The sequence below is a fragment of the Nostoc sp. genome (assembly GCF_036917315.1).
Classification (GTDB): domain Bacteria; phylum Cyanobacteriota; class Cyanobacteriia; order Cyanobacteriales; family Nostocaceae; genus Nostoc.
The window spans coordinates 1-25,220 of record NZ_JBALDR010000064.1 but is presented as its reverse complement, the minus strand read 5'-3'; the positions used below and the strand labels follow the sequence as shown (position 1 = coordinate 25,220).

The following is a 25,220-nucleotide window of genomic DNA, read 5'->3' as shown; positions in this document are numbered from 1 at the left end:
CAAAAATGAGTGAGTGCATCTGCTTCAACGAAAAGACAACCCAGTTTGGATGATAAATTAGCAATGCAGAGCAATTCTTCTTCGGAAAAACACCCACAACTAACAAAGGAAGCAGAATCATTTTCCCTCTCCTACGGTCAACAAGCGATGTGGTTTCTCTACCAGGTAGCACCCCAAAGCATCGCTTACAATCTCTATACCACAGTGCGGATTGGCTCAGAGTTAGACTTGCGGGCATGGCATCGAGCTTGGCTTCAGATTGTAGAACGTCATCCTATCCTGCGAACTACTTATACACAGCATCAAGGTCAACCTCTTCAACTCGTTCACCCATCCCAAGAAGTGGATGTAAAGGTAACAGATGCTTCTTGTTGGAACTTAGACTACTTAAAGAAGCAAATTCTGGCAGAAGCTGACCGTCCCTACAATTTGGAAACAGACCCAACGCTGCGGGTACATCTGTTTATACTGTCAGCAACCGAACACATCCAATTGCTAGCCATGCACCACATTGCTGGGGATATGTGGTCTTTTGACATATTATTAAACGAATTCCAACTCCTATATGCCACTGAAGCAAAAACATTGCCTCAAGCTTCCTTACAGATTATTGAAAATTTAAATATTTCAAATTCTAAAACAGATAATATCCTCCCCCTTCCCAAGCTATCATACACAGATTATGTGCATTGGCAGACCGAGATGTTGGCAAGTTCTCAAGGTGAGAAACTCTCGGCATACTGGCATAAACAATTAGTCGGTGAGTTGCCGCTTTTAGATTTGCCTGTAGATAAACTGCGACCAAGTGTGCAGACTTACTGTGGAGCAACACACACAATTAAGTTAGACGAAGAATTGCTCCAAAGGCTGAGAAAGTTGTCAGAATGTGAAAAAACTAGCCTTTATAGAATTTTCCTCGCTGCCTTTTTCGTACTGTTTTACCGCTTATCGGGTCAAGAAGATATCCTCGTAGGATGTCCGGTGGCTGGTCGGTCAGGTCGAGAGGAGTTTGAAGGCATTGTCGGCTACTTCACAGACCCTGTGGTTTTACGGGCAAATCTGGCGGGAAATCCTACCTTTCGAGAATTTGTTGCTCAAGTACGTCGCACAGTTTCTGAGGCTAAGAAGCATCAAGATTATCCTTTTCCCTTATTAGTAAAAGAACTTCTGCCTGAGAGAGATTCTAGCCGTCCCCCTCTGTTCCAAGTTTCCCTAACTTGGCAAAAGCATCGCTGGTACGAGAATCAAAAATCATCTTTGGTGATGTCGCCATACATGATAGAAGGACATCAACGGGGAGCCGCATTTGACATAGATTTAGCAATTATTGAAGCTGGTAGTGAGTTTTATTTGTGTTGGCAATACAACACTGACTTGTTTGATGCTGCTACTGTAAAACGAATAGCCGGAAATTATCAAACTTTACTCTTGGGCATCTTAACCAATCCAGAACAAAGGATTGCAGATTTGCCATTGTTGACCGAGGCGGAACAATACCAATTATTAGTTGAGTGGAACAATACAAAAAAAGATTATCCATTAGATAAATGTATTCATCAATTATTTGAAGAACAAGTAAGAAAAACACCTGACGCTGTAGCGGTGGAGTTGGAAGGAGAACAACTTACTTACCAAGAGTTAAATAAACGAGCAAACCAACTGGCACACTATCTGCAAAAAATGGGTGTGAATCCAGAAGTGTTGGTGGGGATTTGCCTAGAGCGATCGCCACTCATGATAATCGGATTATTGGGAATTCTCAAAGCAGGTGGTGCTTATGTACCTCTAGATCCAGCCTATCCTGCCGATCGCCTAGCCTATATGTTGAATGATTCTCAGGCGCAGGTGTTGGTAACTCAACAATCGTTAATTAATTCAATTCCGAATACTGACTCAAAAGTAATCTGTTTAGATACAGATTGGGATTTAATCAGCACTCAAAGCGAGAAAAACCCACAGACTGAGGTAAAAGTCAATAATTTGGCTTATGTGATTTACACCTCTGGGTCTACAGGTAAGCCCAAAGGAGTGATGATTGAACATCGTTCCTTAGTAAATTTCAGCCAATCAGTCCGAGATAAGTATGAGATGAGCCAGAGCGATGCCTGCGGCGGGCAAAGCCAACGCGTCCTCCAATTTTCATCGCTTAGTTTTGACGCAGCTGTTGAAGAAATCTATCCTTGTCTGATCTGTGGTGCAACGCTGGTGTTGCGTACTGCCGAGATGTTGAGTTCTATCTCCACATTTATACAGAAGTGCTGGGAATGGCAGCTAACAGTATTAATGGTGGGAACAGCGTACTGGAATCAGTTAATTTCGGAATTAACAACAACAAATCAAACCCTACCGACCTCAGTACGACTGTTGTCTATTGGGTCAGAGAAATGGCTACCAGAAAAATTGAAGCTGTGGCAACAGGATATGGACGAGCGATCGCGTCTCCATAATTTAGCCAAACCCCCACTGTTGATGAACGGATACGGCCCGACGGAAGCAACTGTATTGTCAACGGTATACGACTTATCGCAGTTGGTCATAGAGGATATGCGATCGCGTCAATTGATTGGTACAGCTTTTGATAATGTGCAGACCTACATCCTCGATAGTTACCTACAACCAGTCCCCATCGGTGTACCAGGGGAATTGCATATTGGCGGTGTCGGTTTAGCCAGAGGTTATCTCAACCGCCCAGATTTAACAGATGCGAAATTTATTCCCAACCCCTTCAACAAATCACAACGTCTCTACAAAACAGGGGATTTGACTCGTTATTTACCCGACGGCAATATCGAGTTTCTGGGTCGGATTGACAATCAAGTGAAGATCCGGGGCTTCCGTATTGAACTAGGGGAAATTGAAACCGTATTGATCTCACATCCGCAAGTATCAGAAGCAGTAGTCATAGATTTAGAAGATATTCCGGGGTCAAAACGCTTAGTCGCTTATGTAGTAACTCGCGCCCCGGAAATAAAAAATCAATTGCGCTCTTTCCTGAAACAGAAGTTGCCAGATTACATGATACCTTCTGCCTTTGTGATTTTAGATGCTCTACCGCATACTCCTAATGGCAAGGTCGATCGCCGCGGACTTCCTCAGCCTGACCAAACTAGACCTGATATAGAAGCAAATTACGTAGCGCCTCAAACTGAGGTGGAGCGAACCATTGCTGCTGTTTGGCAAGAAGTACTTCATTTAGAGAATATAGGCATCCACGACAACTTCTTTCAAATCGGTGGTCATTCTCTGCTCGCCACCCAAATCATATCTCGACTAAGCCAAGTCTTCCAGATGAATCTGTCCGTACTCACTTTATTTGAAGCACCAACCATAGCTAGCTTTGCCGAGTATTGTGAGATAGTCCGGGGGACAGTGCAAGGATTACAGGATTCTTCTGATACATCTGATGGTGAGTACGAGGAGGTTGAGATATGAATATATATAAATTTCTGTCTCACCTGCGTAGTTTAGATATAAAACTCTTTCTTGATGGTGAGAAGCTACGATGTAAAGCCCCTAAAGGAGTTTTGACACCCGAACTGCAAGCTCAGATAGCTGAACGCAAAGCAGAGATTCTAGCATTTCTACACCAAGACACTGTTTCAGCAATCAAGCCAGTTAGTAGGGCGGAAAATCTACCACTTTCCTTTGCACAAGCGAGGTTGTGGTTCCTTGACAAATTACAGCCAGATAGTGCGTTTTACAACATCCCCATCGCCTGGCGTTTTAGCGGTCAACTCAACGTAGTTGCCCTACAGTCAAGCCTTAACGAAATTATCCGCCGTCATGAAGCGTTACGCACAAACTTTGTAACACAAGAGGATCAACCTGTTCAAGTTATTGCTGCAACTCTTTGTTTGCAACTAGAAATCGTGGACTTGCTTCATCTGCCTCAAGTAGAGCGAGAAGTCGAGATGCAACGATTAGTTACAACTGAAGCAGTACGACCATTTGACCTAGAGCGAGAACCTTTAGTGCGTGCCACCCTCTTACAGGTTGGCTCAACAGAGTATGTCTTTCTACTAACAGCCCACCACATTATTTTTGATGGTTGGTCAACAGGCGTATTTGTTCAAGAATTGATCGCGCTCTACACTGCATTTTGTACTGACAAATCCCCCCGAACAGTTGTTGTACCAGAATTACCGATACAGTATGCCGACTTTGCTGTTTGGCAACGGCAGTGGTTGGAACAAGAGGTGCTTGCACAGTTATCTTATTGGAAGCAACAACTTCAAGGCGCTCCCACATTACTAGAACTTCCCAGCGACAGACCAAGACCTGCCATCCAAACAAACCGGGGAAGACATCAACAATTTATACTTCCTCTGGAGCTAGGTGAGGCGATCGCCAATCTCAGCAAGCGTGTAGGCGTTACACCGTTCATGACGTTTTTTGCAGCATTTGTTACCTTGCTTTATCGCTACACAGGCGAAAAGGACATCGTAGTAGGTACACCTATTGCTGGTCGCAATCGTCCAGAAATAGAGAGGATAATTGGTCTTTTTGTCAATACTTTAGTGCTGCGTACTGATTTTTCTGGCAACCCTAGTTTTGAGCAGTTGCTAATTAGGGTGCGGGAAGTAGCAGTGCAAGCTTATGCTCATCAAGACCTGCCTTTTGAGAAATTGGTAGATGCCTTACAACCTGTGCGTTCCTTAAGTCACTTACCGTTGTTTCAGGTGATGTTCGATCTCCAAAATGTTCCCATACCATCTTTGGATTTGCCTGAGATCGCTGTAAGTTCACTTCCCGTAGAAACGGGAATAGCAAAGTTTGATTTGGCTTTATCAATTGAGCATACCTCCTCTTGCTTGATAGCCGAATGGGAATACAACAGCGACCTGTTTGATGATTCAACCATCGCTCGCATGGCAGGAAATTTCCAGACTTTGCTGACAGGAATTGTAGCGAATCCACAACAGCCCATTTCCCAATTACCACTGCTAACAGAACTTGAGCAACATCAATTGTTAGTTGAGTGGAACAATACAAAAAAAGATTATCCATTAGATAGATGCATCCATCAATTATTTGAAGAGCAAGTCAGAAAAACGCCCGACGCTTTTGCGGTGGAGTTGGAAGGAGAAAAACTGACTTACCAGCAGTTAAACAAAAAAGCGAAGCAACTAGCACACTATCTGCAAAAAATGGGTGTGAGTCCAGAAGTGTTAGTAGGGATTTGTGTAGAGCGATCGCCGTTAATGCTCATCGGATTGTGGGGAATTCTCAAAGCCGGAGGTGCTTATGTACCTCTAGATCCAGCCTATCCTGCCGAGCGTTTGGCTTATATGTTGAATGATTCTCAAGCTAAGGTGCTGCTCACTCAACGGCAGTTGGTGGACTCATTGCCAAATACGGGAGCAAAGACGATTTGCTTAGATAGTGACTGGGATTCGATCGGTGCTGAAAGCGAAGAAAATCCAGCCACTCAGGTTAAAGGCAATAATTTAGCTTACGTAATTTATACTTCTGGCTCTACGGGGAAACCGAAGGGGGTGATGATTGAACATCGGTCTTTAGTGAATTTTGTCCAAGCGGCAAGAGATGAGTATGGGATAAGCGATCGCGATCGCGTCCTGCAAGCTGCATCAATTAGTTTTGATCCAGCAGGCGAAGAAATCTATCCCTGTCTAATCAGTGGTGCAACACTAGTGCTGCGGACTGCTGATATGTTGAGTTCTATCCCCATATTTTTGCAGAAATGCCGGGAATGGAAGCTAACAGTCTTGATATTGGTAACAGCTTACTGGAATCAGTTAACTTCTGAATTAGCAGCAACAAATCAGATCCTACCGACCTCAGTACGACTGTTTGCTACTGGAGGAGAAAAATGGCTACCAGAAAAATTAAAGCTGTGGCAACAGTGTATGGACGAGCGATCGCGTCTCCATAATTTAAAAGAACCACCGCTATTGATTAACGGATACGGCGCTACAGAAGCAACGATATTCACAACAGTGTATAAATTATCGCAGCTAGTGCTAGACGATACACGACCACAGCAACTGATTGGTAGGCCTATTGGTAATGCACAAACCTATATTCTAGATAGCGAACTGCAACTCGTTCCCATTGGTGTACCAGGCGAATTACATATTGGCGGTGTGGGTTTAGCCAGAGGTTATCTCAACCGCCCAGATTTAACAGATGCGAAATTTATTCCTCACCCCTTCAACAAATCACAACGTCTGTATAAAACAGGGGATTTGGCTCGTTATTCACCTGACGGTAACATCGAGTTTCTGGGTCGAATTGACAATCAAGTGAAGATCCGGGGCTTTCGGATCGAATTAGAGGAAATTGAAACTGTATTGATCTCACATCCGCAAATATCAGAAGCAGTAGTCATAGATTTAGAAGATATTCCGGGGTCAAAACGCTTAGTGGGTTATGTAGTAACTCGCACCCCGGAAATCAAAAATCAATTGCGCTCCTTCCTGAAACAGAAGTTGCCAGACTACATGATACCTTCTGCTTTTGTGATTTTAGATGCCATACCGCTTACCCCCAACGGTAAGGTAGACCGACGTGCCCTACCGACACCTGATACAGCACGTCATGAACTAGAAACAGAGCTAGTAGCACCGCGCACAGAGTCTGAAGAAATACTAGCCAAAATCTGGCGTGAGGTGCTGCATCTTGAGAAAGTTGGCATTCATGACAACTTCTTTGAACTGGGCGGAGATTCCATTCTCAGTATTCAAATTATTTTTAAAGCCAAACAGGCCGGACTGCAACTAACTGCCAAGCAGATATTTCAACATCAAGCGATCGCAGAATTGGCAGCCGTCACTAACATTACTCAAACGGTGACGGCAGAACAAGGGCTGGTAACTGGGTTATTACCTCTGACACCCATTCAGCAATGGTTTTTTGGACAAAATTTCCCAGAACCTCATTACTTCAACCAGTCGTTCCTACTAGAAGTACCACAAACACTAGACCCCGCTCTGTTGTCGCAAGTGGTGCAACAATTATTGTTACATCATGATGCACTACGCTTACGTTTTGTGCAGTCTGACTCAGATTGGCAACAGATTAACACTAGTCCTGATGATACTATTCCTTTTTCCCATGTAGACTTATCAGCAATCGCAGAGGTAGAACAAAAAGCTGCCATTGAAGCTACTGCTGCTTCCCTACAAACCAGCTTGAACCTTTCTGCTGGGCCAACAATGCAAGTAGCGTTTTTTACGCTAGGTGCTAATAAACCCAGTCGATTACTCATAATCATCCATCACCTAGCAGTAGACGGCGTTTCTTGGCGGATTTTGTTAGAGGATTTAGAAACAGCTTACCAACAACTCAGTCGCGGCGAAAAAATTCAGCTTCGCTCCAAGACCACATCTTTTAAACACTGGGCTGAGAAACTGACTGCTTACGCCCACTCAGCTACTGCAAAACAAGAACTGAATTATTGGCAAGGTATTTCACGCACGCAGATAACCCCTTTACCAGTTGACTATGCGTTGGGTGCAAACACTGTGGTATCTAGCCGGATTGTATCGGTGTCGCTCTCATCTGAGGAAACCCGCGCTCTGTTGCAGGAAGTTCCCAAAGCTTATAAAACTCAGATCAATGATATCTTGCTGACTGCTTTGGTGCAGACTTTAAGTAACTGGACTGGTAGTAACTCTGTGTTGCTTGACCTTGAAGGTCATGGGCGGGAAGATATTTTTGACGATGTAGACTTATCGCGGACAGTCGGTTGGTTTACGACAATCTTCCCCGTACTTTTAGAGTTAAAAGCAACAGATAATCTGGGAGATGCAATTAAGTTTATCAAAGAACAACTCCGTGCCGTACCAAAGCGGGGTATTGGTTACGGGGTGTTGCGCTATTTAAGCGGGGATGCAGAAATTACCTCTGAGATATCTGCATTACCACAACCAGAAGTAAGTTTTAACTACCTGGGACAATTCGATTGGGGAACGCAAGCAAATTCTTTCTGCAAACTAGCCCCTGAATCAGTGGGTGCAGAACACAGTCTACTTGAAAGTTGCGATCGCCTGCTAGAGATCGATGGACTCGTAGTAGAGGGACAGTTACAACTTCATTGGACATACAGCGAAAACTTTCACCAACGTAGCACTATTGAAAATCTCGCTGAAGATTTTGTGGTTAGTTTGCGATCGCTAATTGCTCATTGTTTATCTGCTGATGTATCTGAACAGACCACTCAAAGCCTCGATCGACAAATTAATAATTCCCAGCCTGCGCCCCTACATTTATTAGAACTGCCAGAGGGTATCTCTGAGTTACTGCCTAACGATACGGAATCGGCATATCCTGTTGCCAAAATGCAGGAGTTTATGTTGCATCATTACTCGAATGACCATCAAAAAATGGGGGTTTATCACGGACAGGAATCATCCGATATATATGATGACAATCTTTCTTTAGATGCCTTTAAGCAGGCTTTCAAACTTCTGGTAGAAAAACACCCAATTTTTAGAACGGTGTTTATTATCCAGAATGGCAAACCAGTATGTCAGGTGGTTAAAAAGAATCTGAGATTTTCCATCAACGAGGAAGACATTAGCAACCTCAATCCAGATGAACAGGAAAATTACATTGATGCATTTGTCAAGCAAGATAGACAAAATTTATTGAACGTTGAAAACCCCAATCAACCACTTTTTCGAGCCTGGATTTTTCAGAAAGCCAAAAATAGATTTGAATTCTTCACGTCAATGCATCACGCCATTACAGACGGCTGGAGTAGCATTGAATTTCTCAACCAACTGTACGAGTTATATTCTGCCATCAAGAAGAAAGAAGAAATAACAGTATCCCCTGTCGCCAATGTGTACAAGGAATTTGTCGCTTTGGAGAAAGAGATAATTGGCTCACTAGACGCATCAAATTTCTGGAAGCTTCACTTAGAAAACTATACATATAAACCATTGCAGCCGTTAACAACTTCAGTAGCTCAAGTAGAAGCTGTTGCTGAAGAATATAATTTAGGCTCAGAAATCATTACTGATTTACAGCAATTCTGTCGAAAATTGAAAGTTTCACCAAAAGCAATTTTCCTGAGTACCTACGTTGACCTCATTGGTACTGTGACCAAAGAAAACAGAGTTTCTGTAGGAGTTATTTCCAATGGTAGAACAGAAAGATTATCCGATCCGTTCGGTGCTTTGGGTTTGTTCTGGAATATTGTTCCGTTTTGTCAATCAATTACAGAAGATAAAGTTGTACAAATTAAAAATGTCCAGCAATCTCTAATTGATATCGAACCTTATGTGAGATATCCACTTCTGCAAATTTTGTCAGACCAACAGTTAAAACCTGGTGCTGAGGCAGAGTTTTTTTTCGCTACGTTTAATTTTGTGCATTTCCATAATGCTAAAAATATTTCCGACTATACTGATTTAAAAATACACAGAAGAAGGTTTCATGATAAGTTCAATTTTCCTTTAAATTATGCTGTGTCAATGGAATCAGTTTCAGGAAATGCCAGCATACATGTAGAATACGATCTCATGTATTTTAATAGTCAAGATATTCGTTCAATGCTGCAAAATTATTTTGAAATATTAAAACATACAATAAATAGCAAGTGAAAGAATTACTATTTATAACTGAATACTTTCACTCGCATAATTTGAGATTAAAAATATAAAATCTCATTCCCTATTCATGACCGAAATTTGCAACACCGGAACTGACAAGATGAAAACCCTAATCATTGATAACTATGACTCTTATACCTTTAATCTTTACCAATTAATTGCAGAAGTCAATGGAGAGTATCCCACTGTAATTTATAACGATCAATTTGCATGGAGTGAACTCAAACAGTGGGAATTTGACAACATTGTAATTTCACCAGGGCCCGGCCGTCCTGAGAACTCAAAAGATTTTGGAATTTGCCGTCCAGCTATTCAAAATGCCCAAGTACCGCTTCTAGGTGTTTGTCTTGGACATCAGGGGCTTGGTCATGGGTATGGAGGAAAAGTTATTCATGCACCTGAAGTTCGGCATGGTCGGCTCAGTAAAATTTATCACACTGAAACTGATTTGTTTGCAGGAATTCCTTCTCCTTTCTCTGTTGTGCGCTACCATTCCTTGCTAGTTGCAGATGACCTACCAGACTGTTTAGAAAAAGTAGCGTGGACAGATGACAACCTGATCATGGGAATGCGCCATCGATCTTTACCGCTATGGGGTGTGCAGTTTCATCCAGAGTCAATCTGCACTGAATATGGACACACCTTATTGAAGAATTTTAAAGAGATTACCCTAAAATTTGCCCAAGAGCGCGGCAAAACTCCAAAAAAACAGTATTGGACAGGAGATAGCAAAGCTGCTCCCATACCTGCGAGTTCTTCTAGTCAAAAACAGCAGAAATTTGAACTTTGCACGCGCAAGCTGAATCTGAGTCCCGATCCTGAGCAGATGTTTGTGCATTTGTTTGGCAAATCACCAAATGCATTCTGGCTAGACAGCAGTCGTGTTGAACTTGGTCTTTCTCGTTTCTCGTTTATGGGAGATAGCAGTGGCGACAACAGTCTGCTGATTCGTTATCAGACCCTAACGCAGGAACTCACGGTTACACAGTCTCACACCGTAAGCTTCAGGAAACAGGGGATTTTCGAGTATCTCAAGCGAGAACTGGAACAGCGACACTGCTCATCTGAGGAGCTACCCTTCGATTTCAACTGCGGGTTTGTGGGTTACTTTGGGTATGAATTAAAGGCAGAATGTGGATATGAATTAAAGCACCCTTCTAGCTTACCCGATGCCATGTTTTTGTTGGCCGATCGCACGATTGCAATTGACCACCAAGAGCAAACCCTCTATCTGCTTTGCCTAGTTCAACAGGGAAAAACAACCTCAGCAGAAGCATGGTTTGAATCGATCGAACAACAGATTGAGAACCTTCCTTCCCTGTCGCCGATTGTTCCTGAGAAGAAACAGACACCTGTAATCTTTCGATTAAGTCGGTCGGAAAAAACTTATCTGAATGATATTGAAAAATCATTGCAGGAAATTCACGAGGGAGAAACTTATCAAGTTTGTTTGACAAACCAGATTCATACAGATACAACACCCGATCCACTGGAATTTTATCGGACATTACGCCAGATAAATCCTGCGCCATACTCTGCATTTTTGCGCTTTGGTGATGTAGCGATCGCTTGTTCATCTCCAGAGCGATTTCTACGCATCGATCGCCAAGGTTGGGTGGAAACAAAGCCCATCAAAGGGACTCTACCACGAGGAAAAACACCAGAAGAAGATTTTAACCTGCGCGAAAAATTACGCAACAGCGAAAAAGATCAAGCGGAAAATTTGATGATTGTAGATTTGCTCCGCAACGATCTAGGACGAGTATGTGCGGTTGGTACTGTGCATGTTCCTAAATTGATGGATGTAGAAACCTATGCCACGGTGCATCAACTGGTGACGACGATTCGCGGTCAATTACGCGCCGGGATGAGTACCACAGACTGTATTCGTAATGCTTTCCCCGGTGGTTCTATGACAGGCGCTCCCAAGCTCAGAACCCTTGAGATTATCGATCGATTAGAGCAGGAAGCACGGGGAGTTTATTCAGGAGCGATCGGCTTTTTGGGATTGAATGGTTCAGCTGATTTGAATATTGTCATTCGTACTGCTGTGCTGACTCCAGAGCAAACCTCAATTGGTGTTGGCGGTGGCATTGTGGCGCTTTCCGATCCCCAGATGGAGTTTGAAGAAATGCTGCTGAAAGCAAAGGCATTGATTCATGCCATGATGATCGCAACGCATGGAGCCGTTGATCCTAACCAATATTACATCCAGGGAGTAGAAACAGAAGTTTCTGATAGCTATCAAAAAGTGCGGGCATAAATGCTTATACCAATTCTGTATGAAGATGCATTTAATTTTTTAACGAACCGCCAAGAGCGCCTTCGCGCAGCGTCTCGTTAGAGAAGAGCGCCAAGGTAAGAGTTTGAGAGAGTTTGGCGCAGCTTCACAGAGAAATGGTATTAACAATTTAAAATTCAAAATGAAATCTAATTCAAGTAATTCCAAAACTTCTTGGATTTTATGAACAGTTGCCAATACTTTTTGATCGGATAGACAATTAGATTCTCCTTCACAGATTACCGTCATGAATAAACAACTAATTTTCGCAACGTTAGGGCCATCTGGCACTTGCCATGAGCGAGCAACTAAAGCTTACATTGCATTTCAGGAATTGCCTAATGCCAAAGTAGAACTGTTCAACGATCTTTTAGAAGCACTGGAGCAACTACATGATGGTAAAGTTGACTTTATCATCCAAAACTCTGCTCATCCTAAAGTGTATGAATTAACAGAAAAGTACTTTCGAGAAGTATTCGTAATTGATAGCTTCTTATGTCCAACTACTCCTATGGGAGTGCTAACTCGTCGTGATGTAGAACATCCTCGTAGTTTAGGACTAATGCCGGCTACCCAGGCTTATGTCAACACAGAACGCTGGGATAAATTAATTTATGAGACAGCGAAGCCCATAGTAGGACAAAACTTACTAGCAGGTAAGTATGATAGCGGGATCGCAGCTTTAAAATTTGCCGAAGAAAATCCCGACATTTTAGTAGTTGATGAAGTTATTGGCTCTGTCCAAACAGCTTGGCTCGTGTATGGTCGCCAGAAAAATCAACAGCAGGGAGTGATTGGCATCAAAAATTCCCAACTTTTCCAATTAGAACTTGCTCATGCATAATTAATTAGATTCAAAAATGTCAATATTTTTCCCAGTTCCTCAAATTATCAAACCGCGCCCAGATTTAGAATTGACTATTTTCCAATGTCAAGAAATACTTGTGCAATTAGCTAATATCTCACCGGGAGCAGTTTTTCAGCCTCATCAACATCCAGAAAGTCAAATGGGTATGATTTTTAACGGCTGTGTAGAAATCAGTGTCGATGGTAAGAAAGAAATTTTAGAACCATTTGAAAAAGTGTATGTTTCAGGGAGTAATATTCCTCATGGTTCTGTGATTCTTTCTCAAGAACCTATTCTCGGAGTTGAGATGAAATATCTCATAAAGTCTCAAGTAGATGAACATATTGATGACCCTATCCTCAAGCTAGAGCCTTCAATAGATAAAACTACAGGTTTTCCTTGTAAATTTGGTGCTTGTTCCTGGTTTGAAATAGCAATTCTAGAAATTCCTCCACATGAGAAATTGCCCACATGTATAACTAGTACACAGGAAATTGGCATTATTCTCAACGATCAATTAAGAATGAAAATAGGTGAGGAAGAAAGACTCCTCGAATATGGTATCGTTTACCATGCTCCCGCAGGTGTTTCTCATGGTGGATATAGCATTTCAGATCGAGCGGTTTCTTTAATTAAAATTTCGCTGCCATCAGATTCCCATTAGGTTGCTTGAGGATAGTAAAAGGCGATTTCTCAATAAATGTAAAGGTAATAAAATTATGCGATCGCTTTATTTAAAGATCGGTAAATAAGCAAGGAGTAAAAATAGTAATGAAAACCCTAAGTGGACTGGAAGGTTTTAGACAAGAAATTGATGCCGTAGATTCTCAGATTATTGAGGCATTAGCCAAGCGGTTTGAAATTTGTAAACGGGTGGCTGAGTTTAAGAAGCAACAAGGAATTCCGATGATGCAACCGGAGCGGGTGGAAGCTGTGAAACAACGTCGTCGGGAACTGGCAATGCAGCATGGTTTAGATGGAGCATTCATGGTTGAACTGTACAGCCTCATCATTCAGGAAACATGCCGTATGGAAGATGAGATTATAGAAGCACAACCTCAACACCACTGATTTTTCCACAAAACTCATGAGTATGGTTTCAATTGACATAGAAACCAGGCGATCGCTAATTGTATATCACAACTGATTAAGGATTTTTATATGGCTTTAGAATTTTGCTCTTGGACTTACCTGAATGGACGCATCGTGCCAACAGAGCTTGCATGTTTGCCAGCAGATAATCATGCCCTCAATTTCGGAACTGCTGCTTTTGAAGCATTTCGAGTTTACCCCACTCCCAATGGCTCAAAGATATTAGGATTAGATTTACATCTCAACCGACTAAGATTGTCAATGTTATCTTTGGGACTATCCCCTGTAGAACCCGAAGAAATTACCAAAGCATTGTGGCAAACCATAAATCAGAACAATTTACAACAGGGATATGTGCGATTGTTAGTGTATCCAAACGGAAATTGTTTAGCGTTAGATCCTTCTCCATTCCCTTCGGCCGCACTGGTTCTAGCTTGGCGCTCTGACAGACCGGGATTTTTACCACCACTGACTTTAGGAATTAGTCATATCCGCCGTCCTTTGCCTGGTTCTAGCCTCTCTAGAGCTAAAATTAGTGGCTTCTATGCTATTGAAGCTGCTGCCGATCGCAACGCTAAAAAACAAGGATTTGACGGTAATCTCATGTTAAATCCAGATGGCACCATCTGCGAAATGACAGGAGCAAATATTTTTATCGTCAAAGACTCTATTTTGTATACTCCTATTCTTCCTCAGAGTATTGATGGAGTCACAAGGCGTTTGCTGATTGCGTTGGCGAGTGAGTTGAGTATCCCTGTCAAAGAAGTACCCCTGCCTTTGGGAGACTTAATGGTGGCGGATGAAGTATTTGTTACCGGAACTTATCACGAGATCCGTCCCATTGCAGCGGTGGATGGAAATGCTCTTGGTAGCCAAATTCCCGGCCCTATTACCCAACGGCTACAAGAGCGTTTCCAGAAAATGCTGGACAACGCAGAAGATGAAATAGCCTCCCGTTGGCTAACAGGTTCAGTTTTAGAAACAACTACACCCAAGCCTGTAACTCAACAACCATACCAGATTCGTTCTGCTGAGTTAACCGACATTCATGGCATAGTTGCAGGTGTTTGTTCCTTGGTCGCGGAAATCAGAGGTACTCCAGAATTTCAACTTCCTGTTACAGCAGCAGAAGTTTGTCAGCGTTTGATTGAAGGAAAATATCCTGGTGCTATTTTCGTGGCTAATCCACAAGGGGACAACGACTCTATCATCGGTTTGATTACCTTAAGCGTGCAAGAAACGATTCATGTGGGGAGTTCCTATCTACTAATTCAGGAATTATGGGTTCATCCAGACTATCGAAGTCAAAATATTGGAGACAATCTCATTCAAACTGTTGAAACCTACAGTCGTCAACAAGGAATTTCTCGGATAGAAGTTTGTTTACCAACTCATGAATTTTCTAGCTTTTCTAATACTTACCATTTTTATCAAAAGAGTGGCTTTGAAGATTTCGGCCCTCGAATGCGGAAGATGCTGGAATAGGCAATTTAGCATGAGAATATAATCCCTGAAAATGACAAATACAGATATACGTTTACGGAAGGTGATGGCATGAGTCATTTGTCCTTGGAGGTGAGCTTGCAAAAAGAAATGCAAGGAGCAGCATCTCCAATCATTGTTACTTCTGAGGGGAACCAAGCTGGCAGAGAAGTTGAAGAGCGCAGCCAGTGTATTATTAAAGGTTTACAGCGTCTTCCTGAGTGCAATTTTTCCACAGCAGAGGTTAGCGATCGCTACATTGATACCATTCTCCAACAAATTCATCATCAGGAGTATCTGGAATTTTTAGCTCATTGGAATCGAGCGCTAGTCGGAGAAGAGTTACTGTTTGAGTATCCCTATGTTGACCAGGGAATTGAGGCAGATACTCCTCTATTTGAAGGAGTCTACGACTTATCTCGTGAAGGTGCTAGAACTGCGATCGCCGCAGCACAACAAATAGCTAAGGGGGCTTCCTTGGCTTATGCTTTGTGCAGACCTCCCGGACATCATGCTGGCCCTGCTTGGTTGGGAGGATATTGTTTTTTGAATAATGCGGTTGCTGCTGTAGTTACTCTTCAGGAATCTGGGATCGACCCAGTAGGATTGATTGATATAGACTTTCATTTTGGCAATGGTTCTGCTGCCTTACTAGCATCACGACCAGATGTTTGGTTTGGTTCTATTCACAGCTCAACAATACTGAGTTATCCTTACAAAGAAGTTCATCCTGCCAGCGACGGACAAGTTTTCATTCCTTTTTCCCATTCACCTAGTTCAGAAGAATATTTAACCGCAGTTGAGCAGCTAATTAAAAAGGCTTTAAGTTTTGGTTGCGCGGCTATGGTTGTTTCGGTTGGCTATGACATTATTATCAACGATCCTCATGGAGGTTGGCATCTACCACCCTCTATTTTCGAGAAAATTGGTCAGATTTTTGCCCAATCATCTATGCCACTTTGTTTAGTTCAGGAGGGAGGCTATCTGTTAACTGCTCTAGATGAATGTGCCTATCAATTTGGCTTGGGATTGTTGGGGTACGATCAAAAGTAGTTGATTTCGAGAGTCCGAAGAAGCAATCTTTGTAGAGACGTTCTTTGGAACGTCTCTACATCAAGTCACCACGGTATAGATCAAAACACTTGTAGAGACGGCGATTTATCGCGTCTCAAAAACCCAAAATTTTTGCCAGTAGCCCTTAACCCAAGCGTATTGGGGTATAAGTCGTAAAAATCAAGGAATCAACTCCTCAAGACTGACTACTCTTGTTTAGATATCTACTCACATACGTTTCAAATTTTTCTAACACTTCAGGAAAATTTTTTCTTCCAAATCCAATCCGAAATGTATTTCCTTCTATATCAAAAACAGAACCTGGAATAATCAGAACACCTGTATTATCTACTAACTCTTGAGCAAATATGTCTATTGGTGTTGCTATATGGGACTTAACTAATCCTACGCATCCACCAGCAGGACGTACCCAAGAAAAGAGAGTGTGATTGCGACTTAAAAAACTATCGAGTAGGGATAGATTATGGTCAATAATTTCACAATTCCTTTTCAGAACTATATCTTTTGCACGAAGTGCTATGAGAGAAATCACTTCTGAAAGTCCACTATTACAAATGGTTGTATAGTATTTTGTAAACTCAATTGATTTGAGTAGTTCCTTGTTCTGTGTTGCTATCCAGCCTATGCGAAGCCCAGCCATACCAAAGGCTTTACTCATAACACTTAAACTAATTGCTTTTGGATACAAACAAGCAAGAGGAACATCCCAAGTCAAACAAGAGCTTCCCAACAATCGATATGCCTCATCAGAAAAAATGTACATATCATGACTTGATGCAATATCTATCAAATTTTTGACTTCATTTTCATTAAGTAATGCTCCAGTCGGATTGTTGGGAAAGTTGATAATTATTACTCTTGTGTTTGGTCTAATTGCATCTTTGACTTGATCGAGGTCAAGCTTCCAGCTATGAGCTTCGTCAAGTGCAATTGTCGTAACGCTTCCGGCAAATGATAAAGCTAATGTATGGAGTGATTGATAGCAAGGAGTGACAACTATAGCATGGCTTTCTTTGTTAAGCAGTGAAAAAAAGGTACAAAATATTCCTTCTTCTGCACCTGCACAGCACAATATATTATCTGCTTGTAACCCAGGGTAGAGGTGTGCAATCTCACTTCTTAAAAGAGGACTACCTTGAACTTGAGTATACCCTAATCGCAATGTTTCCCATATACTGCTTGTTTCATCATCAGCCAATGCTAAAATTTCTTGCAAAGAGAAACTTTCTGCATCGCTACAGCACATAAGATAAGGAGCTTTAAACTCCGTGCGAGAGAAATATTCTTCTAGTTTAAAAGTAGGAAGTTTCATACTAATAAATAAGGTAGATTTTGATAAATTTGTAGTTAAATCTCATGCAATTATTTTTTTAATACAATTTTACTATAGTTAATTCATCTTCAAGAAGTGCCAAGTATAAATAATCATATAAAAAAATGTGCTTTGAATCCATAATGTGGGAAAAATTTTGGGTAAGGATGGCGTTGTTTGTGACTTATCCCTCTTTCAAGAAACACATTCCGTGGAGTGAGAAATAGGGATAAGTTCCAAACCAAGAGCCTGAGCTTTTTTCCGGAGGTTTTTGAGAACTAGTTCCTGTTATTTTTGCTCATAGTAGTCCATACCAGGATCAGAATATTGCCCAGCAGTTATCCACACCTTGTAAAATAAACGAGCTAGTTTATGAGCAGTAGCCGTAATAGCTTTGGGTGCACCCAAGCGAGAACGTAAGCGGCGATAAAATGCACCTAGTGCAGAATGACTGTGAATCAAAGAAAAAGCCGCCATCCGAAAAGCATAGCACGATTGACAACAGTACGAGTTTGAGAGCTTTTGACTTTACCACCAGTTACTTTTTGACCAGGACATAAACCCAGCCAAGAGGTAAAATGCTTAACAGTGGGAAAACGTTTTGGGTTTAATCCCACCTCAGATAAAATTGTCTGAACAGTTAAAGCATCAAGACCATCAATTAGAGTTCATAAAATCTTCTAATCCCTAAAATTGCTTGGCATCTCGAAAATTGAATTCGATCTGAAAACGCAGCTTGTAGTAGTCTATTATTTTCTCAGATGACAAATTCAGGTCGCTGGAAAATAGAATCACATGGCTGCAAGCATGAGTTTTAAGATTGGTTTTGACTAGAATAACTACATTCAGAGCTTGGGCAAATTCTTTGTGAAGTAAAGTCGCTTGATAAACGTCAGTTTGAACATCCTTATCAATTATAGTTTTACATAAATACTTGTTAGGTATGTTACTGTAGTCAATCTTATCGCCGTATTTACGACGAGAGCAACTATTGGGGTCAGGGCGTTGATAAGGTATATATAATGCCGAATCATAGCGAAGCTTAGAAATTATATGCAAGTTAACTTGACGAGCCATCTGCAAGGCATTATTGTTCCCAAAGTGTCCATCTAACACTAAGTAAGTAAGGGGAATAAATTTAGCTAATAAGTTAAATAGCTACTTAATCATTTTCTGAATTCGGACTAATTCAGATGTGAGAATTACCTGGGTTTTATTCTTGTTTTTACTCCCCTTCGGTCGTCCACGCCCTCGTTTATCTTGCAGTTTTATTTCTTTGGTTGGTGACGGGCTACTTTTTTCTATATCGCTCTTTATCACCTGTTCTATGTAAATCGGAAATGAGTGCCTTTGCTCAACACTGACTAATGATAATGTAAAAAAAGATAGCCATAATATGGGTTTGCTAGCCAGGCTAGAAAAAAATCTATCCAGCCCATAAGTTTGTTTCCCTAATTTACTTATTACAACTTCATCTACTGCTAGCAAATATACCTCATTTGCACGAAATAAATGCAAGCGATTGAATACCCAAAACAATGTCGCCCAAGGTATTACCGTATGAAAGAATCTCAACATCGTTCGATAACTACCACCACTGCCTGTCCAACGTGATATTCCCAACATCGTGACTCGCCCGCTCATTGCTAACATTGCCAGGATTATCTGGTTCAATTGCCGCATCGTCGTAGCGTTTATCTGCGGTAGCAAGCATTGTAGCAGTGATAAGATAGCTCCTGTCTCCAGTATGAAACCTGTGGTGGTTAACCCCAATATTTCCTTTACTCAATTGGTGGAGGAGTTGGAAACAGTCAAAAATCCTGATGCTTTAGAAACAGTCATTAACCAACTACTGGTGAAAATTCAGCGCAAACGCAGGCATTTGAGTCCTAACAATCAAGAACAGTTAGAAGCGATCGCCGGAATGCCATTATTAAATATGGTTTCCCATCTCAAGCAAAGTACACCACAGCAGGTAAAGGAATGGTGGGAACAAAGAAAAGCGTTAGCTCCGCTCGCCGCAGGCATCGCTCAAATTCTGGATCTTCGAGATGGTGGAACTGTGCCAATACTGGTTTCTCGCCATGCTGATGAGTTAGTGGCTATTGAACGGGGTTATGGCAATGCCGAACGTCCAGAAGATTATTTAGATAGCTTTAGAGCTTTCTTGTTAGAGAACATGAACAAGATTCCCGCTTTAATGATTGTTACACAGCGTCCCCGTGAGTTGACTAGAGCGCAACTCAAGGAACTACGAATAGGACTATATACGGCAGGATATACAGAAATGAACCTAAAAACTGCATGGCGAGAAGTTACCAATGAAGATATTGCTGCTTCTATCATTGGCTTTATACGTCAAGCTACTTTGGGTGATGCTTTGATTCCCTACGCAGAACGGGTAGATCGGGCGATGAACAAAATCCTGGGCAGTCAGTCTTGGACTTCTCCTCAACGCAAGTGGTTAGAACGCATTAGCAAACAGATGAAAGCGGAAACAATTGTCGATCGGGAAGCTTTGGATAAAGGGGAATTTAAAACCCAAGGTGGCGGATTTGAACGACTAAACAAAACTTTTGCTGGACAGCTAGAAGTAATTTTGAAGGAATTGTATTTAAAATGTAGTCTCTGATTTCGCTAGCTTTATCCAAGTCATGAGTTGTTAAATTTTTAACATAATTAGAAAAAACACCATACGAAAGTATCATAGTGTTAGGCCTACACTGCGGTCGCTTATATTCAATAAATTGTTCCCAAAGGTCTGCTAATGATGTTTTAACAGTAATACTACGTATTATTTCTGTTGCAACCTTACTCAGTGCAGCTTGTGGTTTGTATTTAGCTAAGGTAGAGTCCAAATTTCCAGAAACTATGTCTAGCTCAATTTGCCTTGCCTTTGCTTCTGCTGCTTTACGGTTAACAGAGTTATCTGCTAAACCTATGCTGAGATAATGACGTTTATCTGCGAACCTGAACCGTAATTGTAATCGGTCATTGGAAGAGATGACTTGAACAGTACTTTTAGAAGCTTTAGTAGAGTTGGGTTTGGAGTACACGGGTTTATCCTTCTTAGTACCTTTTTTAGTACACCAACTTTACACCCAAGTTACACCCAAAATCACCTAAAAAGAGCTAAAATTTGTTTCTAGCAATAAACAAATATACCGTCCTCAACGCAAGAGGTTACAGAGCAAATCCTTGAAACGCTTGTTAAATAAAGTTTTTTTCTAAAGCGGGCGATGGGACTCGAACCCACGACGTTCACCATGGGAAGGTGACATTCTACCACTGAATTACACCCGCAGATTGCTAACATAAACTTAGTACTCAAATAAAATATACCATTATTTGCAGCTGTTTTCAATTGCCTAGAACATACACGACTCTGGCAAATACTGATGCATGAGTCATGCGGCTGTTCAGATCGGAAAATCTTTTTAGCTAGCTGATGACGGCACTTACTACCATATTTAACTAAAGAACAATGTCCTCGCCTCGCTCCGTGAAGCGAACCTCTTTAATATTCCATTGAGCATTACTCGTTAAAGTTTTGCGGAGACTGCCAAACAGAGCAAACTGTTCACAACTAGAAAGAGAAGTTATTTGCCGCTTTGACTCAGGAGATATGCGTAAATCAACTGTAGCAATGCCATTTTTAATGTTGACACGATACCCAGACAAGCTAAAGTCGCTTGTATCTCGTTTTTCTAAGATTTTACTCACAACATTTGTCACTGGTTCCTCGGCTGGTACTGAAACCTTTTCTGGAATTAGTTTTTGACACTGGGTATCACTTGTGTAGAGTGTTACGCTAGTTGTTTTGGCAGTGGCAACTTTAGAAGTTGGTGAGGAAGGCGTATTTTCCTTAGAAGATTCTTGATTAGGAGATTTTTCTCTCAACTGAGCTACGCTAGGAATTTGGCTGGGAGACTGAGAAGGTAGGCTATTGGTCGGTGCTGGTGCTGTGGTAGGGTATGACGTTGCGCTGTCAATATTACCCGCAGTAGGGTTAGAACTACAACTACCAAGGCTCACAACCATTGTCACAAAAATAGGGGGTAAAAAATATCTCTTGATTGTGTTCATAAATTTTGCTTATAAATGATGTTGTTATCGATTTCAGTGTCGCTGGTGTCAATTCCGCATAAATTTGTGAATATTGAGACAGTCTATAAAGTGTCAACCCAAAATCTATTAAAGTCAAAGTTTATACTAGTTACCAAAATTACAACATCGTCTGACAACAAGCTGCTTTGCGTCTACGTCAATCCCAAAAAGCTTGACTAAAACAAGTAGGGATGTGGTAAACCAGAGAATTGCTGCAACCAGTAGCAGTGTATCTGCGCCTGCTGCTTGTGCTAAATAAATTTGGTAAGAGTAAAATCAACTCCTCGCACAGTAAGGGTAAGTCGTACTGCCTTAGAAAAACTTGTGCTTTTAGATTACTGATTAAAAGCAAATTACTAGTTTTCACTACTTTTTTGCTTCGTCAATTGCTGCACTAATAATTGCACTCCCAAAGCCAACAAACCAATTGCCACTATAGCAAAAATCCCGCTACCTAAAGCAACTACACCAACAACCAGAGTGCGGACAGCAGAAGAAATCTTCACCACCAATGGATTGATTGAATGGATCGGTTTACTAGCAAAATTTGTCGCGATCGCAATCATCAGCGAATAGGCAGCAAATCCCATACCTCCAGAAATCACTGCTCCAGTAAAACAGCGTAATGGACTAGCTGTCACCTGTTCTTTAGCATCTGTTTGCGGCGTTAGATTTTGGTCATTCATAATATTTAGATTTTAGATGTTAGATTTTGGATGGGAGCATTAGGAATAACTATTGTCATTCAAATTGCATCTTTGCGTCTTTGCATTTTTTTGGCGATTTTAACTATGCAACTTAAAAGCTCATCAGCTTATTCCCCATACTCGATTAACAATAAAGATTTATTTAAACTGAAGATGCCACCTGAATACCATGTTTAATTGTTCGAGTCACAAACAATTCTAAGTCTTCATCAAGAATTGCTTCCCTGACTTGCAGTTTCACTTCTTCTGCCTGCTGCTGAGACTCAAAAAGAGCAAATACTGTTGGCCCAGAACCAGACATCATTGTTCCTAAAACACCTTCTTGATTTGCAAACACTTCTCGCAGTTGTAAAACTTGGGGATAAGCTGGCAATACAACGCGCTCTAAATCATTGTGCAGTTTTTGGGAAATTTCTCCTGCATCTTTATCCAGGATAGCTTTTACTATTGCTCCTGAATGAACTGCATTAGCACGCGCTGCCAAGTTGTCGTTATCTCTAATATAAGAATGACCAAACTGCTGTCGATAGGTTTTGTATGCCCAAGGTGTGGAAACTTCCAAACTGCGGTATTTCCCCAATACTATATATATGTTATCTAAACTCGGCAGGGGAGAAAGTTGCTCACCTCTACCTGTTGCGATCGCAGTTCCACCCGCCACACAAAACGGTACATCTGAACCGAGTGTACCTCCCAACTCCTCTAATTCTGACTGAGTTAGTCCCAACTTCCACAGTAAATCTATCCCCACTAACACAGCTGCTGCATTCGTCGAACCCCCAGCCAACCCAGCAGCGACAGGAATCTGCTTGTTAACGGTAATCTCCACGCCCCCATATTTAGCAAAGGCTTCGGGAAACCGCCTTACCATTAATTCTGCTGCCCGGTATGCCAGATTACTTTTATCTGTCGGTACTTGTGGGTGGTTGCAATGAACCCTAATGGTATCAGTACTAATGGGACGCACATCAATTTTGTCTGCAAGCCCGATACTTTGAAGTATCATGGCTAACTCGTGATAACCATCGGGGCGATTACCAATGATTTCCAGATACAAGTTGATTTTGGCAGGGGCAATTAAGCTGTAGGAATGCATTTTATGGGAATGGGGAATGGGGAGTGGGGAGTGGGGAATGAGAAATGGGAAAAATCTACCTTGTCCCCTACTCCCTACTCTCCACTCCCAACTCATTTGCTAGAATCACCCATTGCTGAACGCTAAGGTCTTCGGCTCTAGCTTGGGGATTTATTTTTAATTGTTCCAGTAAGTGGCTCAAGCGATCGCGTTCTATAACAGATTGCAAATTATTTCGTAACATTTTGCGTTTGGCACCAAACCCCAACTTTAAGAAATTTTCTAACTGTCGGGGATTAAGTGCTGGTATCTCTATTTTTCGGGGACGCAATCGCACTACTGCTGAATCGACTTTTGGCGGTGGATGGAATGCAGCTGCTGGGACTGTGCAGATTAACTCACACTCAGCCAAATACTGTACCCGCACACTCAACGCCCCAAAAGCTTTTGAGCCTGATTTAGCATATAACCTTTCTGCTACTTCTTTTTGTACCAGCAACACTATTGAGTCAAATGGTTCGCGGTTGGGGTTAGCGATCGTACCCAATAGTTTCTCAATGATTGGCCCTGTAATGTTGTAGGGAATATTGGCTACTACCTTATTTGGCTTTTGGAAATTGGGAAAGGCTGCCAGATAAGATGGTAGATCTAGAGTCAGAAAATCCCCTTGCAGGAGTAAAAATTTTTCAGTCTTACCAAGCTGCTTTGACAACAGTTGGCATAAGTCGCGGTCTATTTCAACTGCAACCAGAGATTGCACTAAGGGTAATAAACGACGAGTCAGAATGCCTGTTCCAGGGCCAATTTCCAGGACGCGATCGCCTTTGGGGGAGCGATCGCTTTCTGTACACTCAGCTGCTTTAATTATTGCGTCGAGCGCCTTTTCACTTTTGAGCCAATGTTGAGCAAAGACCTTACGCGGTCGGATCATCTGTATTTATTGCCTAGTCTAGTTTTTAGCTTTTTCTCAAAAATTCATTATAAATTTTGAAGCCCCTCTACAGCGCTAGACTCACTGTAACTCCTATCTTCTCCTCCAAACGCTCCACGAACGTAGTGATGGCGATCGCGTAGATGCCGATATCAGCGTCACCTGTAAGATGGGAGTCTTAAATCACAAGCTCCGCAACAATTATGCTCTTAATATTATGTATATGGTTAGTTCAGGCGTAAGAATTCCGGATAAATCCCTCCAGCAAGACTATTCCTGCCTTTTTCGATAATCACTCAACGTGAATTATTCACCCAGTCAGGTTTAGCCACTTTGTTTTTGCCCCCCTCCCATTGCTTAAGGCATTCACCTGAAAGTAATGCCACTCAGGCAATTTGCCCTTTTAGGAAAAATAATAAATTTACCCCTTGACAAACTAGGGGATGACTAGTTACTCTAGTTAAGTCGGGAAGCGAAAGACGCAAACGACCGCTGAACCTAAAAAACATAATACTTTGAAAGCTTAAGAAAAAACCAATCCTCGTCAAAAGATTTTGCTTTTGGGATTTCCCAAAACTATAATCAAAATTAGTAACTAGGATTCTGGAAAATATTTTTTTCAGAGCCACAAACTCGAAACACAACAAAACGGAGAGTTTGATCCTGGCTCAGGATGAACGCTGGCGGTATGCTTAACACATGCAAGTCGAACGGTGTCTTCGGACACAGTGGCG

Annotated in this window: 17 protein-coding genes, 1 tRNA gene, 1 rRNA gene and 1 pseudogene; 10 read left to right on the top strand and 10 right to left on the bottom strand. The window is 41.7% G+C overall.

Annotated features, from left to right (window positions below; genetic code table 11):
* Nucleotides 1-9 precede the first annotated feature (9 nt).
* The 8 genes from V7K84_RS29235 to V7K84_RS29200 all read left to right on the top strand — a co-directional run bounded on the left by V7K84_RS29235 (nt 10) and on the right by V7K84_RS29200 (nt 16,333).
* Nucleotides 10-3,432: a non-ribosomal peptide synthetase gene (locus tag V7K84_RS29235; protein WP_334843384.1), complete on the top strand. Its 3,423-nt coding sequence runs from the start codon at nt 10-12 to the stop codon at nt 3,430-3,432.
* Nucleotides 3,429-9,569, top strand: coding sequence for an amino acid adenylation domain-containing protein (locus tag V7K84_RS29230; protein ID WP_334843382.1), 6,141 nt, complete (start codon nt 3,429-3,431; stop codon nt 9,567-9,569). The genes V7K84_RS29235 and V7K84_RS29230 overlap by 4 nt, the downstream gene beginning before the upstream one ends.
* 109 nt (nt 9,570-9,678) lie before the next feature.
* Entirely contained in the window at nt 9,679-11,841 is a 2,163-nt protein-coding gene (gene pabB, locus V7K84_RS29225; RefSeq protein ID WP_334843379.1) for an aminodeoxychorismate synthase component I, read from the top strand.
* A gap of 265 nt (nt 11,842-12,106) precedes the next feature.
* Complete coding sequence (locus V7K84_RS29220; protein WP_334843378.1) at nt 12,107-12,703, top strand: hypothetical protein; 597 nt, start codon at nt 12,107-12,109, stop codon at nt 12,701-12,703.
* Between the two features lie 16 nt (nt 12,704-12,719).
* Nucleotides 12,720-13,370, top strand: coding sequence for a cupin domain-containing protein (locus V7K84_RS29215; protein WP_334843376.1), 651 nt, complete (start codon nt 12,720-12,722; stop codon nt 13,368-13,370).
* A gap of 107 nt (nt 13,371-13,477) precedes the next feature.
* Entirely contained in the window at nt 13,478-13,777 is a 300-nt protein-coding gene (locus tag V7K84_RS29210; RefSeq protein WP_334843375.1) for a chorismate mutase, read from the top strand.
* Nucleotides 13,778-13,867: 90 nt separating this feature from the next.
* Nucleotides 13,868-15,283: a GNAT family N-acetyltransferase gene (locus V7K84_RS29205; protein WP_334843374.1), complete on the top strand. Its 1,416-nt coding sequence runs from the start codon at nt 13,868-13,870 to the stop codon at nt 15,281-15,283.
* 69 nt (nt 15,284-15,352) lie between these two features.
* Nucleotides 15,353-16,333, top strand: coding sequence for a hypothetical protein (locus V7K84_RS29200; RefSeq protein WP_334843373.1), 981 nt, complete (start codon nt 15,353-15,355; stop codon nt 16,331-16,333).
* Between the two features lie 196 nt (nt 16,334-16,529).
* On the opposite strand, the gene V7K84_RS29195 is transcribed toward V7K84_RS29200, so the two are convergent.
* The 4 genes and pseudogenes from V7K84_RS29195 to V7K84_RS29180 all read right to left on the bottom strand — a co-directional run.
* Entirely contained in the window at nt 16,530-17,666 is a 1,137-nt protein-coding gene (locus V7K84_RS29195; RefSeq protein ID WP_334843372.1) for an aminotransferase class I/II-fold pyridoxal phosphate-dependent enzyme, read from the bottom strand.
* A gap of 288 nt (nt 17,667-17,954) precedes the next feature.
* On the bottom strand, nt 17,955-18,143 hold the full coding sequence (locus tag V7K84_RS29190) for a hypothetical protein (RefSeq protein ID WP_334843370.1): 189 nt from the start codon (nt 18,141-18,143) through the stop codon (nt 17,955-17,957).
* Entirely contained in the window at nt 18,125-18,283 is a 159-nt protein-coding gene (locus tag V7K84_RS29185; protein ID WP_334843369.1) for a transposase, read from the bottom strand. Before V7K84_RS29185 ends, V7K84_RS29190 begins: the two co-directional genes overlap by 19 nt.
* A 73-nt stretch (nt 18,284-18,356) precedes the next feature.
* Nucleotides 18,357-19,349 (bottom strand): annotated as a pseudogene (locus V7K84_RS29180) (transposase); the annotation flags it as partial.
* On the opposite strand from V7K84_RS29180, the gene V7K84_RS29175 reads away from it, so the two are divergent.
* Nucleotides 19,294-20,298, top strand: a complete 1,005-nt coding sequence (locus V7K84_RS29175; RefSeq protein ID WP_334843368.1) for a type I restriction-modification enzyme R subunit C-terminal domain-containing protein — start codon at nt 19,294-19,296, stop codon at nt 20,296-20,298. The pseudogene V7K84_RS29180 and the gene V7K84_RS29175 sit on opposite strands and share 56 nt — an antisense overlap.
* Here the strand turns inward: V7K84_RS29175 and V7K84_RS29170 are convergent.
* The 6 genes from V7K84_RS29170 to rsmA all read right to left on the bottom strand — a co-directional run bounded on the left by V7K84_RS29170 (nt 20,201) and on the right by rsmA (nt 24,486).
* Entirely contained in the window at nt 20,201-20,722 is a 522-nt protein-coding gene (locus V7K84_RS29170; protein WP_334843366.1) for an Arm DNA-binding domain-containing protein, read from the bottom strand. The two genes, V7K84_RS29175 and V7K84_RS29170, sit on opposite strands and share 98 nt — an antisense overlap.
* 175 nt (nt 20,723-20,897) lie before the next feature.
* A tRNA-Gly gene (locus tag V7K84_RS29165) sits at nt 20,898-20,969 on the bottom strand.
* 171 nt (nt 20,970-21,140) lie between these two features.
* On the bottom strand, nt 21,141-21,752 hold the full coding sequence (locus tag V7K84_RS29160; RefSeq protein WP_334843364.1) for a sporulation/spore germination protein: 612 nt from the start codon (nt 21,750-21,752) through the stop codon (nt 21,141-21,143).
* A 377-nt stretch (nt 21,753-22,129) separates the two neighbouring features.
* Nucleotides 22,130-22,459: a DUF3082 domain-containing protein gene (locus V7K84_RS29155; RefSeq protein ID WP_094353499.1), complete on the bottom strand. Its 330-nt coding sequence runs from the start codon at nt 22,457-22,459 to the stop codon at nt 22,130-22,132.
* Between the two features lie 163 nt (nt 22,460-22,622).
* On the bottom strand, nt 22,623-23,576 hold the full coding sequence (gene ispE / locus V7K84_RS29150; protein WP_334843363.1) for a 4-(cytidine 5'-diphospho)-2-C-methyl-D-erythritol kinase: 954 nt from the start codon (nt 23,574-23,576) through the stop codon (nt 22,623-22,625).
* Nucleotides 23,577-23,643: 67 nt separating this feature from the next.
* Complete coding sequence (gene rsmA, locus V7K84_RS29145) at nt 23,644-24,486, bottom strand: 16S rRNA (adenine(1518)-N(6)/adenine(1519)-N(6))-dimethyltransferase RsmA (protein ID WP_334843361.1); 843 nt, start codon at nt 24,484-24,486, stop codon at nt 23,644-23,646.
* 645 nt (nt 24,487-25,131) lie between these two features.
* Between rsmA and V7K84_RS29140 the strand changes: the two genes are divergently transcribed.
* A 16S ribosomal RNA gene (locus tag V7K84_RS29140) occupies nt 25,132-25,220 on the top strand; the annotation flags it as partial.

What these genes read in the sequence shown, in the direction of transcription:
- V7K84_RS29210 (WP_334843375.1), top strand. Translation starts at nt 13,478, where the DNA reads ATGAAAACCCTAAGTGGACTGGAAGGTTTTAGACAAGAAATTGATGCC.
- ispE (WP_334843363.1), bottom strand. Translation starts at nt 23,576, where the DNA reads ATGCATTCCTACAGCTTAATTGCCCCTGCCAAAATCAACTTGTATCTG.
- V7K84_RS29205 (WP_334843374.1), top strand. Translation starts at nt 13,868, where the DNA reads ATGGCTTTAGAATTTTGCTCTTGGACTTACCTGAATGGACGCATCGTG.
- pabB (WP_334843379.1), top strand. Translation starts at nt 9,679, where the DNA reads ATGAAAACCCTAATCATTGATAACTATGACTCTTATACCTTTAATCTT.
- V7K84_RS29190 (WP_334843370.1), bottom strand. Translation starts at nt 18,143, where the DNA reads ATGGCGGCTTTTTCTTTGATTCACAGTCATTCTGCACTAGGTGCATTT.
- V7K84_RS29200 (WP_334843373.1), top strand. Translation starts at nt 15,353, where the DNA reads ATGAGTCATTTGTCCTTGGAGGTGAGCTTGCAAAAAGAAATGCAAGGA.
- V7K84_RS29215 (WP_334843376.1), top strand. Translation starts at nt 12,720, where the DNA reads ATGTCAATATTTTTCCCAGTTCCTCAAATTATCAAACCGCGCCCAGAT.
- rsmA (WP_334843361.1), bottom strand. Translation starts at nt 24,486, where the DNA reads ATGATCCGACCGCGTAAGGTCTTTGCTCAACATTGGCTCAAAAGTGAA.
- V7K84_RS29220 (WP_334843378.1), top strand. Translation starts at nt 12,107, where the DNA reads ATGAATAAACAACTAATTTTCGCAACGTTAGGGCCATCTGGCACTTGC.
- V7K84_RS29155 (WP_094353499.1), bottom strand. Translation starts at nt 22,459, where the DNA reads ATGAATGACCAAAATCTAACGCCGCAAACAGATGCTAAAGAACAGGTG.
- V7K84_RS29230 (WP_334843382.1), top strand. Translation starts at nt 3,429, where the DNA reads ATGAATATATATAAATTTCTGTCTCACCTGCGTAGTTTAGATATAAAA.
- V7K84_RS29195 (WP_334843372.1), bottom strand. Translation starts at nt 17,666, where the DNA reads ATGAAACTTCCTACTTTTAAACTAGAAGAATATTTCTCTCGCACGGAG.
- V7K84_RS29160 (WP_334843364.1), bottom strand. Translation starts at nt 21,752, where the DNA reads ATGAACACAATCAAGAGATATTTTTTACCCCCTATTTTTGTGACAATG.